Raw genomic sequence first — 19,861 nt, forward strand, 5'->3', positions numbered from 1 at the left:
ATGAGCTGTTATTATGACTTCGAAGCTGAAGGCTCCGGCAATACGAGTCCAAGTGTGGTACTTAGCTATCACGATGGCGGTAGTCATAACTATGCAGAGAATTTTAGTTACGAGCAGACTGCTCCAAGCCTGGAGTTGGTTTCTATCTCCGTTGCCGATGTCGAAGGTGGGAATCAGTTGGTTGTTCAGGTCCGTGCCGAAGACGATACGGATTTACGTTATGTTGAATTCAATGTAGATGGTCTGCGCGCTTCCGAGCTGAGAGCCAACGGCGGCATTATTTCCAAAGCTCGGGAAAAAGCCTTTGCTCGCAGTGGCAATATGCGCCTCAGCTTTCCGGCAATTTCTTCGGGTCTCTATACTGCCCTGATTCCGTTCAGCACCCCGTTATCTCTGGATGAAATTAACCGCGATGGGGTAGTTTTGTTGTCGGCGTATGCGAGTGATGCGTCCGGCAATCAAAGCAGCATTTCCTCTGTTGAATTTACTGGTGAGAAAATCAGTGAAAAGCCCCTGTCTATGTCGGTGGCGCCAAGCTCAATCACTTTTGGGAATATTCTGGAATCTTTGCTGATTGTGCCCAGTGTACAGTTTGAATTTCGCGGGCTCACACCATTAAGCGGCGAGGGCACAGGGGTGACCTATCGCTCCTCCAGACCGGACCTGGTGTCGGTGACTCCTGGTGGGGTTGTTTATCCATTAGCCGAAACTCGAGGGCAGGCAGTAAGTATTTCGGTGGCCTATCCCGGGTTGGACACTCAAGAAATCCCTGTTGTGGTGGAGTTTACCAAGCAGGCACAAAACCTTGAGGTAGATGGTCTCGACGCTTCAAACAAGTTTGTACTGCCAAGTTTGAACACGGAACATCCACCATTGAGTGTTTATTTGGTGTTTGATGATGGTTCAAAAACCCTGTTGAACGAGCAGCTCAATCTCGAATACAGCGTGTCCAATGAAGATTCCAACCTGCTCTCTGTTGGTGATGATGGCAGTTTGACGGCCCATGCCGTGATTGATGAAAGCACACCCGTGAATATTCGTGTGCGTGTCGTCCAGGAGCCGAGTGTACAAGCTGATTTTTTTATTGCTGCGGTTGATGCGGCGCCAAGTGTAGATTTTGAATTGCCGGATGAAGTGGCCGTTGATTCTGAGTTGCTGCTGGATGCAAAAGCCGAAGATGATGTGTCGATCGCATCAGTTCGCTATCTGGTAAATGGTCTGCAGGTCGGAGAGCGTGTTGAAGCTCCGTTCAGCATGAATCTTTTGATATCGCAGGATTTGGGCAATCAGGCGGTAGAATTTCAGGCCATCGCCACTGATAGTCTTGGTCAGGAAACTTTTTCTCCGGTGAGGTCGGTTAATGTCCGTGACGTTTCCACGCTGGACGTCCCAACCCTGAACTTCAGCAGGCCTGCACCTAATCAACTGGTCGTAGCTGAAACCAGTATCATCATCCAGGCTGAACGAGATATGGGGTCAAGCTTCGTTGCTGGGCGGGATTACCAATCCGAAATTAAATATGTAGAATTCACTCTGGATGGCTCTGTCGTTTCCGTATCTCATTTCCCTCTGTATGAAACCCGAAAGGTTGGATTTGAGGATCACACCTTTGAGTTATGGCGGTCTGTAGTTAGCGTTGGGCGTATTGCTGTAGAGCAGACAAGTTTGAGTGTGGCAGCGACTGTCTATGGCAGAAATAACGGCATTAGTAATGTCAGCGGTCAGCTCATTAAGGTTGTTCAGAACGAAAAGCCTTCTATCCGTTTCACTGGCCTGCAAAACGATAATTCTGTAGCTCGCGGTCAAAAACTGGACCTTCCGATTGTATTGGTCGACGATACCCTGCATCTTGGTGCAAAGTTGGATTTGTTGGCTAACGGCGAAGTTGTCGCAAGTTATGAAATACCTGAAGAGATTTTGGCTGATGCGAACACTTCTACAAACCGAGAACTTACAGAGACTCTCGAATATCAGGTAAGTAGCAGCGCGGATTTCGATCAGCTTTCGCTGAAGCTAAGGGCAGTGGATTTTCACGGCCTTATTTCCGAGTCGGAAGAGCTTCGCCTACAGTTGAGTGCCGACCAAGCGCCCACTGTTGCAATTAGCTTTCCTGATGCATCCAGCACAGTTGTAGCTGGCTCTGTTGTGGAATTACGTGCGAACGCTGAAGATGATATCTCAATTGCAAGGGTCGATTTCTACGTCAACGATCAGTTGGTGGGAAGCGACGTTAGCGCGCCTTATAGCTTCAACTACCAAACTCCAAAGGAAATTCAGGCTAATCAGCTGCTGAACATTAAAGCGATTGCTACTGACAGTATAGGGCAGGCCGCTGAAAGTGCCGTGGTTACTGTAACATTGGGCTTTGATGAAGATGCTCCTGTTATCAACATTGTTGCGCCCGAGATTACCGGCAATACCAATGGCCAGGCGGTGGCGGACGTAGTCGAGGGCACTAATTTTCTACTGAAAGCTGCCGGATTCGACAATGTATCCGTCCGAAGTGTTCTGTTGCGGGGAGTTATCAAGTCTAATGGTAGCTATATCGTTACCGGTAATTTGGAAGATGAGCTTAGTGGCGATGATTTTGTTCTTCAGCTCGCCTCAGAAAACGCTAAAAACTTTTCAGCAGCTCAGATTGTAAAAACACCTGATATTGATTCCGGCACCAACGAATACGCCATTGAAATTGAAGTGGTAGATTTTCAAGGTAATCGCAGTACTGCTGCGATTATTATTCGTGTAGTAGGGGATGCAGCGCCTCAAATCATCTCTCATAATTTGTTTCAGAGTGAATACTATACAAATGGCGTAGCTCGTTTTTCGGTTTCGGCTGAAGATGATCATTTAGTGAGCCGAATTGAGGCTGAGTTCGTCGACAGAAGTAGTGGGAATACTCTCACTCGAGTTAATCAGGATTCGAGTAATGGTCTTGTTCCTTCAAAAACCGTTAATGCCCAGTTTTCCCTCGATTTGGATTTATTAGGCTTAGGGAATAATAACCGGGATATTGACGTTAAACTGCTTGCTTATGATAGTTCAGATCAAGTATCAGCCGAATATAGCTTTGGAATTTCACTGCTCAAGGATGAAGATAAGCCTTTATTGGCTATTGAAAAACCGGCAATTGGCAGCAATGTTTTCGCAGGTCAGGCGTTCGATTTGCATTGGCGCGTGCAAGACAATGCTGGTTTAAAGAAACTTGGCATTTCTCAAGAAGGGAATGCGTTGCTGGACCGGTCTTTGAGTGGAAACAGTCAGTCTGATTCACTGAATATTGATGTGCCTGAAGGCATCGACTCTGTCGATTTGCGTATTGAGGTGGAAGATGTTCATGGAAATATCTTGCAGCGCGACATTGCCTTTCCTGTAATCGTCAATAATCCTCCGGAAATTACTATTCATCAGCCTGGCATTGGCAGTCAGTTTATGGAGGGGGAGCTCTTCACCGTCACCGCTGTGGTTATCGATGACTTGGGTGTTGAATCCCTGCAGGTTTCCATTCAGCAGGATGGCGTTAACGCATATGTAAAAGAATACACACATTCTGCCCTGTATGAGCTTATGCAGGATGGTGGACATGTCTCGGTTTCATTGAGAATGCCCAATGTGGATAGCAGCAAGCCGGTTAAATTGGTATTACTTGCCCGCGATACAGCGGGTCTTGAAGGTACAGCGGAGATTGAGCTTAGTGTCGAGGAGGATACGGATGCGCCTTCAGTCATCCTGGACGTACCTGACAAACCAATTGAAGTAATGCCTGGAGACAGAGTCGCCGTCCAGGGGATTGCACAAGACAATCGTATTGTCACTGATATTGAAGTTATGCTCGAGGGTCCGGGTTCTCAGCTTCTGAAGCTGGAATGGGAGTTCTTCTCACGTAACGATCACCTGGAAAAGAAAACAGTCGCCAATCCCTTGAGTCTTGGGGAGCTGGTGCTCGAAGAGCGTTTTATTTCAGAGTTTTCTGGAAAGGTCATAATTCCTTCCAATTATAATGTTCACGCGGGCCAGGTACTGAAACTCTATGTGCAAACCCAGGATATCGCCGGAAATTCAGCTGAGTCGAACAAACTCGATGTCACCATCCTGGCTGATGAAGAAGCTCCGGAAATTCATATCATAAACCCGGAAGCTCTGGAATTGGTTGTGGATTCAGCAACCGATCTGAATGTCAATGTGTTGGATAATACGCAGCTCGAATCGGTATTGATTTTTCTACAGGGTTCACGTGATCAACCTATAGGCCTAACAGAAAATATCGGTAAGCATGACTTTAACTATTCAGGTGTATTGGATATTCAAGGCAAGCAAGTTGGTGAAACGGTTAGCTTGGTCGTTGAGGCAACTGACAGCTCGGGTAACAAAAATACCGAGACCAAAACCTATCAAGTTGTAAACGATAAATCACCGACGTTCACTTTGGATGATGATAACAGCCAGTCAGGGGCCTTGAATAAAGGTGGTTTCAGCTTCCATCGTATTATTGTTGAGGATGATTATATACCAAGCCTCTCAACGGATGGCTTTGAATATTTTAGTATCTTCAGTACGTTACAGCGAAGCTCCGGAGATCAAGTTCGAGAAATAAAGTCCGCGCGAGCAGCAGTGGATGGCTCCCCGGATGGGAAGGCTTTGCCGGTTATCGACATCAACTACTTAGAAGCTGATATTGATATCGGTCTATTCATCAATGACACTCCCTACATTCAAACCGAGTCGGCCCGCCTGCGTCAGTGGCCATTGCCGAAGATAAAAGGGCAATTGCGTCTGCAGTTGCCAGTTGATTACAGTGCGAGTTATCAGGTTTCATTATTTTCCAGCAGTGATTGTAGCCAACTGCTTCAGGAGCAGGAGTATCAGGACTTCGTTGATCTCGATGCGCTCCTGGCTGGTAAAAGTGCCTATGTAGAGATTACGCCTGTTGTCAAAGACGGAAGTGGTCAAACAATAGAGTTTTTCATCGAGAAAATATTACTCGATACATCCAGCTTTAAGCAGATTCAACGCGTACATGGTAGGCGTTCAGCATACAGCGCCGCTGACCCAAATCATTTGCAGGTAAGCCTCCAATTATGGGACCAAATGAGTGGTGGCCGGCGCCAGGCGACCCTGGGTGCCAGTCTTCTGAAATCTTCCAGCTCTCTACGGAGCGTTTACAACGATATCATTGTGGCACCTGTAGACGACGGGGGACACTTGGAAGTTTATGCGCATGGTCTTGATGGTATAGAGCGTGATCCGGCTCCAATTCAACCCATAGCTCGTCAGCGCCTGCAATTAGATCAGGAAAATCCGAATGTTGAGCTGCTGTCACCTGCCAGTCATCAGGCGGTAGTGCCGTTACAACCACTGGATATCGATGTTCGAGTTAACGATAACAGTAGTATTCTTCGTTCGCTTAAGTTGGTGGATGTCGATGGAAATGTCTTGGCAGAGCAGGCTGGGTACTTCGGTATAGAGCCGGCCAGTGGCCTCAGCGATTACAAACTGTCCTACACTGTACCTCGTAATCCGGCTTCGCAATTGGCTCTGCGATTGCTGGCAACTGATCACAGTGGTAATTCAGTCAGCGAGGAGATTCGTTTCCCTGTCGCAGAAAATACAAGCCCTACACTCCAGATAACCGAATTCAAGAGTTATAAGGTTAATGGGGTTTTCAACAATGTTATCGATAGTCCTCAACAGCTGAATCTGGGCGAGTTTTACGTTCGTACTGGTGAGTCCTTTCAGTTTGATTCCGTAATTTACGATGATGCGGGTTTATCCAAAATTGTCATTGAGCGTGTGGACCCCATTCAGGGTAATGAAGTTGTATACGAAGAAAACTTTGGTAATACATGCCCAGAAATTCAACCACTGAGGAAAGAATTGTCCACTGAGCTGGTTTTCCAGCAATATGAGGCCACTCAATTCCGGATTCGAGTGGAAGACAACTTTGGCAATGTCAGTAATCGCGAATTCGTTGTTAGTCCGGTGCAGAATCTTCGCCCACTGGTTCGAATTCTGACGCCTAGAGATCAGCAATCCATTGTGTCTGGAAGTTTCCAGATTAAAGTCGGCGTCGCGCTCACTGATGACCGGGTTGTTCCATACGATGGCCTTAGTGTTTCGGCTGGAGGTATTCAGTTAATCGAACTAACTCGCAGAGATGGGCTATCCCCTGAAGATGTAGATGATGTTGCGTTGGTTGCAGCCTATGACAGCATGTATGCGCAGTATCTCAATGAATACTCGGAATCTCTCGCACGTGAATATGGCTTGATGAACAGCCCCAATGCTTTGGTGCGTGAATATGTGTTGGAATTGCCTCAAGCAGCGATCAGTGGGACCGAGCAAATCGAACTCAATGTTCAGGTGAGAGACTCTGATGGTAGTGTTGGCAACCATGTTATCAATCTGAACATTGTTCCAGATGATATTAATCCTGAGGTTGTGCTGCATAAACCAGGTGTGGGCTCTTCAGCCGTGGAAGGGGCGGCGCTGGAACTGATGTTCAGTGCCTACGATAATTCTAAAGTTTCCTCTATTGAACTCTATCAGAGTTACGGTGCGCGCCTCCACGATGGCAACTATGTACAGCTTGATTACGGAAATCCATTGCGGATTGTTGATAATATCGAGCGACGAGATTTCAATGTCATTACCACTCAAAATATTGATACTCCTGAGTTTGCGCAGGCCGTCGACATTGATACCTTCAGTGAAATTCAGGGGCGTATCGATGGTAGCCAGGCGGGGGATGATTTTTTTGTTTGGTTTAAGTTAGTTGCCCGCGACGAGGCTGGAAATACAAAAACTCGAGAGTTGAGTTTTCCGATTAGTGTAGACCAGCAACCGGTTGTTGATATTCGCTCTCCAATTCAAGGTGAGAGTATTGTTGAATTGGATCGTCTGGCGGTTAATGTCGATGCATTTGATGATATTGCCATTGAGACTGTAACACTTGTGGCCACTCATCCACAGTTGGGAGAAATATACAGCCGTATTCTGCGTCAGGCACCCTACACGTTTATTGTGGATGTGCCTGCTTTTGATGCTTCCAATTCCGCCAATAATCAACTGCAGCTGCAGGTACGAGCTCAAGACACTTTTAACAATGGCCAGCAGGTGGCTACGGAAAGTATGACTCTGAATATTGTCGAGGATACTCCACCGGTAGTTTCGATTTCCAAGCCGGACAATGAAAGTCGTGTGCTGGAAGGAGAAGTGGTATTGATTCAAGTTGCGGCTATCGATGATATCGGGCTTGAAAGTGTCAGTTTGAACGTCAATGGTTTACCTGGAGGGCAGAAAAGCTATGTCGATACCAGCTTCCCTTACGAGTTTGCTTTGGAGATTCCTTATGGCATGGCGGGTAAGGCGATTGAGTTAAGTTCAAGTGCAGTTGAGCTTCGTTATCATGGCGATGCTCGCGTCTCTATTACCAATGGTTTAACTCGTCTTTTAGTTGGCAAAGACGATGTTGCTCCAACCATTAAGATTGATCTGCCCAAAGCCCCTGGAGCATTCGCTGCTGAAAACCGATCTTTACCATTTTCAGTTGTCGTAGAAGACAACGTCGAAGTTGGTGCGGTAAAACTTAAACTCTTTGCCGACATCAACGGTAATGGAACCTTTGAGGCAAGCGAAGAGCAAACTTCCCGAATATTTTTCCGTGGCCCTTTTGCCGGAACCATTCCTTTACGTTCCATTAAAGATTATCTGGGTACAGACACGACTAAAACAGAGTTGGCGATGAGTCTAGTGATAGAAGCACTGGACGGCGCTGGCAATGTCAGTGTCGAACGTCGGGCGGTAACTTTACGCCCTAATCAGCCGCCAATTGTCGATGGTATCAATATACTCGATATCGAAGGTTTCAGTTTGGGATCGACGATTGCAGAAATTACCGAAGGTCGAGATATTCTGGTAAACGTTTCGGCGACAGATGCTGAATCCGGTGTTGATTCTGTCGATCTTCTGTGGGCATATGGCGAGCCCGATAAGCTTAACTATACAAAGTTGAGTCGTGATAATGTGGCGCCATACCAATTCACCGTCGCTGTACCAGAAACACCAGGGCAGGTAATCAGCTTTAAAGCGATTGCAACGGACATTGATGGCTTTAGCTCATCCGAGTCAGCAGCGTTGACGATGACTATAGCCAATGACAAACCGCCACAGGCTCAAATTATTTCACCCGCTAACGACGAAACCGCTATTGTCGATGGTCAGTCTTTCGATGTCATTGTGGAAGCTATCGATGATTTGGGGCGCCGCGGTATCGATCGAGTCGTGTTCTACGTCAACAATGAAGTCGTAGAAACGGTCACCAATTCTCAACATACCCCTGAAGGTGGGGCTAATCTGCAGAATCAGTACAAAATCAATGTGATTGCTCCTCAGGGGGCGAAAGGCTTGGCCTTGCATGCTGTTGTATTTGACGTGAAAGGGCACAGCACGAAGACTCAGGTTGTGCGTGTGGGTGTGGTTGAAGATACCGTCAAACCCAAACTCGCTGTCTTGAGCCCAATTGATGATGCAATTGTAACAGCTGCCGAAACGATGCTTCTTGGTCTGGAGGTGACGGATATTGGGTCGGATATTGGTCGAACTGTATATGCCAATCTTGATCGTCAGTACCGTAACCCGGCGGGTGAGTGGGAGTCTATTTACGAGACGCGTGTTGAGCTTCAACGCGATGATAATAGTCCTACACGCCCTGATCTTCCGCTAAGCAATGCTGATGATTTCCGTTACATATATTGGGCACGTTTTGCGGATGGCAATATCCTTCGTCGTGGACAGGAAACCAATGAGAGGGTACTGCTGACCTATCAGGTGGAAACTGAAAACCACGATGTGGAAGAATCCGTGCGATTGGAAATTGGTCTACCGCTGGCCGAGCGATACTTCTTATTGCCCGATGAGCCTTCTGAAAACAGTCGTTCTCTAGCGAATAAAGTGTACTACAGCGCAGTTGATCGTTTCATTGATCAAGATAGAGCAGCGACGATGGTTGCTGCATGGTCGACTGTAAACCCAATGAACCTGGAAGCTGGCTCAAAGGGCACAAGCAGTGCTTCAGGGAACGCTAAAAGTGGTCTTTTCTTTCCTGAACAGCAGGATGAAATCAATGGTTCGGGTAATATCAAATACTTGTATTCCGATGTTCTGCTGAACGGGGGGGAAGTTTTCGCCGGAACAATCAGTGAACTGAGTGCTGGTGCTGATTTCATTCTTGCTGGTAAGTCTGCGGTTGATACGCTCAGCGGTCCGAGTGGAAACAATTTTTCTCAAACATTAATTAACAACATTGAAAGTAACGCCCAGACTGGGCGCGTATACAGCAATGATACTGAAGCTGAACTGTTAATTTTCAGTTCGAAGAGTGACCCTCGCCATCCAGGACTACCTTATTCATTGTCTGGGCGAATCGCATTGCCATTCCCGGATGTTTATGGTCTCCACAGTGCTGGTCAGTTGGCCTTTGTGGCGAATGGCTTGGGTGGGGTTCAAGTCTTTAACATCTCCGAACTGGAATCCCCCTACAAAGCTTCTTTTATTCAAACAACTGGTCTTGCTCGTGACGTTGTCGTCGACGGTCGATTTGCGTATATCGCTGCTTCGGAAGAAGGACTGGTAATTGCTGATGTCAGCGACCCTGCCATGCCAGTTGTGGCAAAGCTTGATACGTTCGGAATTGCCAATCGACTGACCATTAAAGCGGGCATTGTTTATCTCACCGATATGGCCGGGGATACTCAAAACTCACAGCTAAACATCATTGACGTTCGTGATCCGTACCAACCAAAGCTGTTAAATACTGTTGCTTTAACGCCAGCACGCAAAGATCTGTTGGCGGGCGGTAGTTATGATGTTTCCGTATTAGGTAACCAGGCTTTTGTTTCAGTTCATTATTCCAATGCTGAAGGAAAAGCGGTTCAGGGGATTGTAGAGATCATTGATCTTCCAAGCCTTGAAGAGGTGGGGCTTGATGCGACGATTCCGGTGATCACGCATCCTGAAGCTAGCAATCAGGATAGGGGCAGCCGTGGCTTCTCTGTCGTTCGTGGTGGTATTTACGTGGCAGCCGGCACACAAGGTCTCGCTCGCGTCACTTTGCCGAGTCTTACGGTCTTATCGACGTCCCCGAAATCCGGTGCAAGAGATTTAAACAGCCAAATTGCAAGTGTAGAAATCGAATTATCCTCAGCATTACCTGCAGACATCGACATTCCCGCCTACATTCGTGTGACTGTGTCTGATCCGTTAATTGGTGAGGACATCAGCGACCGCTTTACGATGTCATTGACGCAACCAGCAGGAATTGAGAGCAATCGGAATATCAGCCTGGTTCCAGCCCCGGATTTCAGCTTCGCGGCGAATACTGAATATTTTGTGGAGCTTTCAGAGGGTTTGACAGCGCTAAATGGACAGGTCTTACCACGGAGTTATGGTTTTAGTTTTTCTACTTCACGTGCTGGAGCTGAATCAGCTCCAGTTATCGAAAGTATCACGCCAAACGCTGGCGGTATTGAAGGTGGCACTGAAATTGTAGTGAGTGGTGAGCACTTTGGTGAAGGTGCTGAACTCTTTATTGGCAAACAGAAAACTGTAATCAGTTCAATTGAACTGGCGGATGCTGAACAGCCTTATGATCGAATTCATGCTACCACTGTTGCAAATGTAGCTGGTCCCGCGAGTGTTATGGTGCGTAACCGTCATGGCCTTGAAACGGAGCTGATCGGTGGCTTCAACTATATTCAGACCTTACAGCTGTCGTTTGTAAATCCGGCCGTTGTTAAAATCGATGGCCAGGACACTGTGGTTGAGTTAACTGGCTATGGATTCTCCAATCAGACCTCGATTAAAGCGTGGCGGGAAACTCACCCAGACGACGTTCGTGAATACAGTGTTGATGGGGAAGCACTGACTCTCCTAAGCGCCCAAAAAATGCGTTGGCGCATTCCAAACTTCAGCGATTACCGAGGTTTTCTGAATGTAGAACTCAGTGATGAGTTGGGACGTGTATATTATGCGCACAATGCTCTGTTCTACGGTAAGTTGAGTGTGAACGGTGTCATTGAAGCAACCGCACCACTTGGAGTAAGCGGTGCAGGTGACTATATTCCTGACGCTGGCAAACTGCCACCAGGCAAAATCGTAGCGACGGCGGCTGATCCAGACCAAAATTTGTTTTATGTCCTGGGCGCTGGCTACAGTGATCGACAAAAGTTTGAAGTTAATCCAGATGTCAAATACAACTCTTTGGAGGAATTTCGACAGTTTGCTGCCCCGGGCTGGATTTCTCTGGTTGCTTATCAGCCAGGTGATTTGGAAAATGCCGCCCCGATGCACGGACTTGGATATTTCAACTTGCCCCAAGATGTCGTTCCTCAATCTATGGCTCTAGAGGGAGAGCACTTTTATCTGAGCGCGGGTGGTCACGGCTATTCACGTATCGATACGGAATTTGAAGATCGTCGTATGATATTTGTATACGAACGAGAGGATCGTGATCTTGCATCACAAGGAAATCCGGGAGTAGGGCGCGATCGAAATTATATCTATGCACTGGAACTGAATTTCAGTGTGGCCCCCGAACTTATGGTGGCAAAGGATAATATTCTTGTTGTTTCCCAAAAGCTTTCTCGAGCGGTCCCTGGTGAGGGCGTCGCTGTCATCAGTATTGCCGACCCAAGCCGTCCTTCTGTTGTAAAAACTTTGAGTACGGCGGTTATCGCGGGAGAGACAGTTCAGCTGAAACCCAGTTATGTTGACATTATCGGTTCCAGTTTGCATGTTGGCACCGAATCCGGCACGGTCGTATTTGATTTGTCAAAACCAAGTATTCCGCAAATCAATGATCATGGGGTGAGCGGCTCTGCGGAGCGCGGTAACAATTGGATCTTCTCATTGAGCGGGAAAACACTCCGCAGTTTCGGTATTCGCGGGGAAAGCGATACTGAACTGCTTGGTAGTTATAGTGACAATGGGCTGACGCTTCCTGGCCGTAAAACCGCCATTGCGGCGGCCAGTAGCCTGTCAGCTTATGCGACATTCAAATCTAATTTAAATTCTCCACCCGATAGCTATGTTGGGGTATTGGATGCAGGGCAACCGGATAATCTGCGTCTGTTGGATGCTGTTAAATTGCCCGATTATGCGAAGACAAGTACTCGCAGCCTCCAGTTAAATGGCGATGGGATTCTGAACGGTTTTACGGAAGGAGCAGTTGGAAATCCTGGATTAAGCTCCAAACTCCTGCTGATCGATACTGAAATACTCGATATTACTAATAGCCAGCCTTATAACGGCGAGGCCAATGTTTCTCCAGATGCAGAAATTGTGTTGCAGTTTAATCGTCCACTTGCGATTCCGGCAGGTGAGACTGCGGCAGCGTATCTGTCTCGTTACCTGGCTCTGGTCCATGACGATGGTACGGCAAATGGGCAGGTTCAGGCGATCAACATCAGTTACGATGAGGGCTCTCCAAAAACGATTCGACTGCAGGCAAATTCACAACTACAGGGCAGTGAAAACTATTATATTCAATTGAAAGATGAAGCAGGTAGCCGTCGCAGTCTGGGCTTACTGAATCATCGAATTTATTTCAGTACAGCGGTGTCTGTAGGCCTCAAACCGGAAATTCAGGAAATCCAACCTCAGCAGTTGCCAACCGCGGGTGGACAAATCAATGTGTTGGTTAAAAATGCGAATAATCCGGCATTTACCATAGCGGGTGAAGCGGTTTCTATTGCCAGCCAATTGCAGACAAACCCCGAAGAAATTCGCTTTACATTGGATGTGGGTGAAAACCTGGCCGGCTTGGCAGAGCTTGAGATTATCAATCAAAATGGTATGACTGATCGAGAGCTGGGGGCATTGCAGTTTGTTGAACCTATGGTTCTTAACAGCATTTCTCCAAATAGTGGCTCTGTGAATGGCGGCACTGAAGTTATATTCAGTGGTCGAGGGTTTGGTTCCGATTCAACGCGCTTGTCTGTGTATTTTGGAGATCTTGCTGTACCGTCAGAGAATATACGAGTTCTTGATGCTCAAACAGTGAAGGTCATTACACCCGCAGGCCGAGTGGGTACCGTTGATGTACGCCTGAGTGTGAGTGGTGGATTGAGTTCTACCCTTGAACACGCCTTTAGCTATGAGCAGGCTGTGGATGCCAACATTCGGGGTGGTGGGCGTGAGCATATTTATGATTTGGACCTCGATCCGACCGCGACCTTTGTGCTTGCCGCCAAAGGCCAGGACGGCATTCTAATTTATGATATAAACCCGGCCAAATACCTGAATGGCCAGGGCGCCGGTGATGGCGCAGAGATTGATCCGTCTGTATTAAAGCAGTTGATTGATGCGGATGGGGATGGAACCGACGATCGGGTTCTGGCAGAAATTGATCTGCCGGAAAGCTATCGAGCCTATGGAGTTGAGTTCTACTTTGAACGGTCACTGGATAGGGCGTTTGTAACCGCGAGCAATGGTTCTGAAGCGGCTCTGTTCATTTTGTCCTTGAATTCAGCGGATTTAAGTAAGTCCCATGTTGTTAAGCAGATTGCACTCCCGTCGGCGCTTGCCAAAGGTATAACCGCGCAAAGTAATGAAATTGCTATTGCAATGGGCGAGGCCGGTTTTGGAATAGTCGATAGTTATTTGCAAAACAAAGCGTATCTCAGTAGCCGTTTTACGTTGCCAAATCAACAGCAAGCTCTTGATGTTGTCGCTTTGCCCGCCGAAAACGGAAAGTCTCGATATTTACTTCTAGCCGGGCAATTTGATCCTCAGACCAATCGACTGTTGAATCCTGAGGATCTGGATAGCGGTGGTTTGTATTTACTGGAGAACAGTGCAGAGAAGGGCATCGAACTCCTGTCAAGCCTGCCATTGCCAGGCCTAAAACTTGCAAAAGAGGGCGGTAACTTTTTTGTTGCCAGTGGCGAGGCAGGCTTGTCTGCGGTTACTCTGGGTAGCGACGGAGAACTTCAGTTGCTGTCTCGTGTGAGTTTTGATACTCATGTCTATGACGTTGATGTTAAAGGTGGAATCGCTTATCTCGCTCTTGGAACAGGTGGTGTGGCCAGCGTCGATGTCTCCAATCCGTCGAATCCAATTGTCGGTACCGGGCTGCAAGTTGAAGCGGCGGGACACTATGAGGCTGTATTACTGACCGATTTTTCAGTGGTAACCGGTGGGCTGAGCAGCGATGGTCGACAGGGTTTCTTGCAAACCTCGGACTCTCTCGCTCTGACGGTAAGCAGCGTGCTGCCTGATGACGGTTACGTCTACAAAGATCAGGCCGGCGCTATTATCACTCTCAGGTTTAATAAAGAGATTGATGTCTATCCTGACAATATCGATAAGTTCAAGTTAGTAAGTGAAAGCGGCTCAGTTGTCGAGACCAGCGTTAGCATTGAGAACAATGATGCTAAAATTAGGATTACCTCACCTAACGTGTTATCTAATGGCGACGTTTTGCGCCTGCGCGCTGAAGCTGGAATTGCCAGTGCCAAAGCGATTAACGATGGTTATAGCGTACTGTTTGAACTTCAACAGGACCGAGAATTTACGTTCGAGTATCAGGCGAATCGAGGAGATAAGCCGGAACTCAATACAGTAGTGCCTCGTCGTTTAGAACTGGGCATCCAGACACAAATTAATGTAACGGCGCGCAATGCCAGCGCTAACGCAGAGCGATTACGCCTGTTTATTGGTGGTCTTGAAGCGACTATCCAATCTGTCATTGATGATGATGCCGAACAAGGCAGTATTATTATCGAAGCACTGGCTCCGGCAATAAGTATTGCAGGTCAGTTTGATGTTGAACTGCACAGCCTCTCCCGTGGCGTATGGCGCAAGTCTTTGCTCAAAGGTGGGGTTGCTGTTGATGGCTCACTCAAGGTGGAATCCATCAGTCCGATCTGGGGGCCTGTAGATAGCGAAACCCAATACACGGTTATCGGTTCGGGCTTTGAACCTGGTCATTCTCTGGGGAATGGTATTAAAGCCAGTATCGGCGGTATTCCTGTCTCTGCACTTGAAGTTATTTCTCCAAGCGAAATGCTGATTACTGTAAGTGGTGGTGCTCCGGGATTAAAGGATCTCGTGATCGAAAACCGTTATGGTCGAGAGGTGCGGGTTGAAAATGCAGTTGGGTATGGCTTGCGAACCTTGTCCGAGGCTCAGGTCAATGGCCTTAATCCTCAAAGCATAGTAGTAGAGCAAGAAGGCGGGGTGGCGCTTGCCGATGCGGGCTTATTTTCAACCTTGTTCTCAAGTAGCAGCCAAAATGACAGTGGTACTCCGAGTGGCGACTCGTCTGGACAGGAAACCCCGGATGCGAATTCTATATCCGAGTTGCTTGGAGGCGGTGCGTCCATTGATCCTCTGATCGCCAGCAGCTTCGATATTCAAGATGGCGACCAAACGCTATTAGTAGGGGGCGCTTCAACTTTGCCGAGCGGTTCCACTGGACACGTTGATTTATTAACACACCAAAACTTCCTTGAGCTGGATATGAAACGGGCAGCGTCTGGCCTGTCCGAACAAGAGAAAATTGAATTCAGCGAGCTGGAGGGACGAGGACTTCCAACGGCCGCAGATTCATTGGGACTCGAGCTTTTCTCGTACACCAAAAACAACACAGATCACAAAGCTCTGTTGGTTGCCAATGGTGTTGGCGGGGTTGCCATGTTGAACCTTGATGATTCTCAAGGTATGCAAGTGGTTTCTCGTGAACTGCAGGCTTACCAGGGCGATGTGACCTATGGCATTGAAGTTGTCGGGCGAGCTGTACTGGCCTCTACCTTCGGGGGTGCCGGTGAGCGTCCTTTGTTTAGTGATCCTCCTCCACCCAAGTGTGAGCCGACCGCTGGTATGGGATCAACGAATGCTGGACGTATTAAGCTCTTAAGCTACCTATCGCCTGAAGACCCTGTTGATCTGGGGGCCATACAAGGAGTGCCAGGGGCTGCTCGTTTGCGTGCGCACAATGATTGGTTATTCGGTGTAGGTGGCGTGAACGATACAGGCTGGCCCGAGATTTGCCCGTTCGACTTGAGGACAGCAGGCGCTTCGCGTTTGCCTCCTCCACCGGACAGTGGCGGCGTTGTGCTGGGTGTTGTTAATGCTTACAACGCATTCGATCCACAATTGAGTCGCAAGTTTGAATTTGAAGGCAATCCGAAAGACATTGCGTTTTACGGTGATTTTGCGATTGTCTCTATTGAAAACTTTGGCTTGAGAATCTTTAACCTCAAGCGTGAAGAACAGATCGCTGCTGTTGATTTCAGCAACATTATCAGTCGCACACCGAAATTGAGCAGTCTCAAGGTAGTGGGCAACTTACTGTTAGTGTCGGCAGGTAGTGCCGGACTTATGGTCTTTGATATCAGTGAGCCACTTTCGCCTGTCATTATTTCCGCGGGTACCGCTGAAGTGGTAAACGATCTGGATATCTTTAAGGGACGATTATTGGCAGCATCGCATCGCGGCGTTGTGCAGTTAGAATTACCTCATTCTCTGGTGTTGAAAGCTTCCCATGTTGAAGGTGACAAGATCGGCGCTGATGAAAGCATTGTTCTGACCTTTAATGAACCGGTAACGGTAGACTCCGTTACCGATGTCAGGAATTGGGTAATTACTGATGACGAAGGTAACGCGGTCAGTGGTTTAAATATCACAGCGGTTAATGATGCCGACAATCAGCTCAATTCGGTTGAGTTAAGTTTCGACAGAAAGGCGGGCAAGACTTACCGTGTTCAGCTAAAAGATCTGCGTAATTTACGTGGTAGCGGTTTGTGGCGTCCTTTCCAGATGAATTTGACGGCGGCGGATACAGGCGCAGTCCGCCCAGTGATTGAGGGTTTTGCAGAACCGACTTATCGCTTCGGTGAGAGTCGGGACCTGATTATTGATGGCAGCGGCTTGCGTAACGATCCGGCAGTCAAAGTACGGATAGACAATCGAGAAGTCAGCTATGAATACGTTGATGAAAATACTCTGCGTATTCCAGCGGTAACCGTTGAACTTCTTGGATTGAGTGCTGGAGCTCATCATTTGCAGATCAGTGACTCCGGTCTCGTAGCAAATCAGTTGGGTGCCTTGGTAGTGGCTGAAGCGATGACTGATGCCAGTTTTGATTTGTCGCGGGAGTCTGGTTCAAGTGAGGGTGGTCCTGTTGTCAGCATTACAAGTCAGTCCAAGGTTTTCCTCCCTGGAGCCAAAATCATATTGCGCTCTTTCAGCGGCAAGGAGATTCGTACCCAAGAAATACAGGCTGGGAATTACCTCTACAACTTGCATGATGATGTGCGCAGTATGCAGCGCATGGATTTCCGTCTTCCCGCAGTAACCGAGCCTGAGCTTTATGAAGTTTTAGTCACTCAGTCCGGTCTTGAGCACAAAGTTGGCGAGTTTTCATTCCAATTGAGGGAAGGCCGAGGTATCCAGCTACCTAATTATCCTCCACAACGTATCGGGGCATTGGGTAGTCGGAATGAAGAGCTGTTTGTCGGTGTTGATCTGGGTGGAGTTCAAGACTCGGCCTCGGCGATACCTTATGGTTTGGAAATTTTTGATATCGCCATCTGGGATCGGCCTGTTCGCTTGGGGCAGCTTGCTACCAATGCTCCGGTCAATGGCTTGGCTTTGGCAGGTGATAGCGTTTATTTAGCGGCTGACAGTGCCGGTGTATTGCAGATTGATGTTCGTGATCGAGCCAAACCTTATGTGGTGAAGCAACTGGAAATTCCAGGCAATAGAGTTATGGATGTTGCGTTTAATGCCGCTGAACATGTTCTGGCGGTAGCGATCGACAATGGCCAGGGCGGCAGCTTTATTCGATTTATTGATGTGCTCGATCCTGAGTTGGATGCGGCAACACAGTATTCAACGTTGAATTTAAATCGCAGTGAGCTTTCAGGCAGCGTCGTAGATATTGATTGGTTGGGGCAGCGTTTGTATGTATTGCTGCAACGCGCAGATACACTTGAACTCCTGACATATCATGACGTGGCCAATGCCAATTTTGAACGCCAGGTGATCGAGCGCGCATCGGTACAAGCTAATCAGCGACCATCTTTTGAGGTTTATTACGGACAGATTCTGATTTCTACCGGCGCGGAATACTTGATTCTACGAGAAGACGGGCAGAGTGGGTTTTATGAGACCACTTATTGGCAGGAAGCTCAGGAGTACTACAGTGAAATCGCCTCTATATCCGGTCGCGTGTTCGCTGCAGTTGAAAGTGGTCTACAGGAAGTGGGGAATGGTCAGCTGGTTCTGACGTCAACCAGTAACTTCAGTGCCGGAATCAGCAGTGGCGAATCCATACAGTTTGCCTTTAACCAGCTACTTAATACTGACCAGCTCCTGCCGGGGCAAGGTGTACGCATAGAAACTGCTGCAGGTGATGTCGTGGATCCTGCAAATTATCAACTTGTTGCAGTAAATACACTTGGTGGTGCTCAGGTAGAAGTTCGCCTGTTGCCGGGTTACAGCTACGAGGGCGGATTGCGTATCTTACTTGAGCCTTCAATTGCGACCTTAAGCGGTCAGGTGCTGGATCGTGAGATTAGTTTTGATTTTGATCGTAGTCTCAAACAAAGACCTGAAATTAATTCGGTAGTTCGTTTCTCGGACGATACTGAATACAGCGAACATTTCCACGCAGATGGCACTGAAACGGCCCGAGTCAAAGGTAATGGCTTCGGTCAGGATCCTGCGGCTTTGAATATCCGAGTGGCTAATGTACTGGTGTCGGCAGCTGATATTCTCAGTGTTGATGAGCAACAGCTGAGCTTCCGTGTACCCGATCTCAAATTGGGTAATGACGCCGTCGCTTTGTCTCTGAGTATTGAGCGTGAAGGTTTGAGTAGTACAGTACATGGTGCAATGATTCGCCTGCCTAAACTCGCCCTCGAAACCTTAACACCGGATTCTGGCCCACCAGAGGGTGGTGGCCTGGTTGATATATATGGCCGCGGCTTCGATGCCAGCACTCAAATCAGTTTTGGTTCGCAAATAGCAGGTGATATTCGCCTGCTGAGTGAAAACCATCTTCAGGTTCGTGTGCCTTCGGGAGAGCTGGGGAGAGTGGATGTCAGCGCAACATCACAGTTGTTTGCTGATGAAACTGCGACACTGGGTTCTGCCTATTTCTACACAGAAAAGCAAATCGGTACCGTTGATTTGCCTCGTGATAACGCGGCACCAATCAGTGCTTTAGCTTTGAGTGACCAAGTGCTCTACGCCGTTACCGGGGGTAGTTATCCCGTGGTTAACGAGCAGGGTAGAGTGTTGAGCACATCAACCAGCGTCGATGCGCAGTTAGTTCTGAGTGATGTGTCCGATCCATTGCGACCAGAGCTGCTGTTCCGGGATTTGGCAGGCAAGCAGTTGCCATACCATTTCCGTAGCACAATTAACCCTGAAGGGTTCAGAGACATCGAACTGGACGGCAAGCATCTTTATCTCGTAGGTGGGGATCGTCTGTATCACTTCGATATCACCTTGCCGAGTGACCCAAGTTTGCTGCGTGAATATCGCCTCAACGATCAACTTCATGACGTAACGGCTGAAGGTGGTTTGTTGTATGTCGCTGGCGAGAAAGGTGTTTACGCTTATCGGGTTGGCCCCGATCTGGATCTACAGCGTTTAATTGTAATGGATACCAATAAGCTGGGTGGCAAACCGAGCAAGCTTGCGCTCTCTGATGAATTGCTATGGGTTGCATTAGCTGAAGCCAGGAAAGTTGTATCAATTGAATTGCGCAGCGGTCTCTACAATATTGAACACAATATTGCAGCGTTAGATAGCAGTGCTAACAGCTATCGCCCTGAAGATATTCTGGTTCATCAAGATA

1 protein-coding gene (only partly in view) is annotated in these 19,861 nt (G+C 47.9%); it reads left to right on the top strand.

Going from position 1 to position 19,861, the window contains the following annotated elements; all coding sequences use genetic code 11:
* Window positions 1-19,861: the 5' portion of an Ig-like domain-containing protein gene (locus ABWW03_RS08105; RefSeq protein WP_353407564.1), read on the top strand. Its footprint extends 13,280 nt past the window's final position; 19,861 of the gene's 33,141 nt are visible here — the first part of the coding sequence; it begins with the start codon at window positions 1-3; the stop codon falls past the right edge of the window.

Origin of the sequence: Pseudoteredinibacter isoporae (genome assembly GCF_040372805.1) — a bacterium.
Classification (GTDB): domain Bacteria; phylum Pseudomonadota; class Gammaproteobacteria; order Pseudomonadales; family Cellvibrionaceae; genus Pseudoteredinibacter; species Pseudoteredinibacter isoporae_A.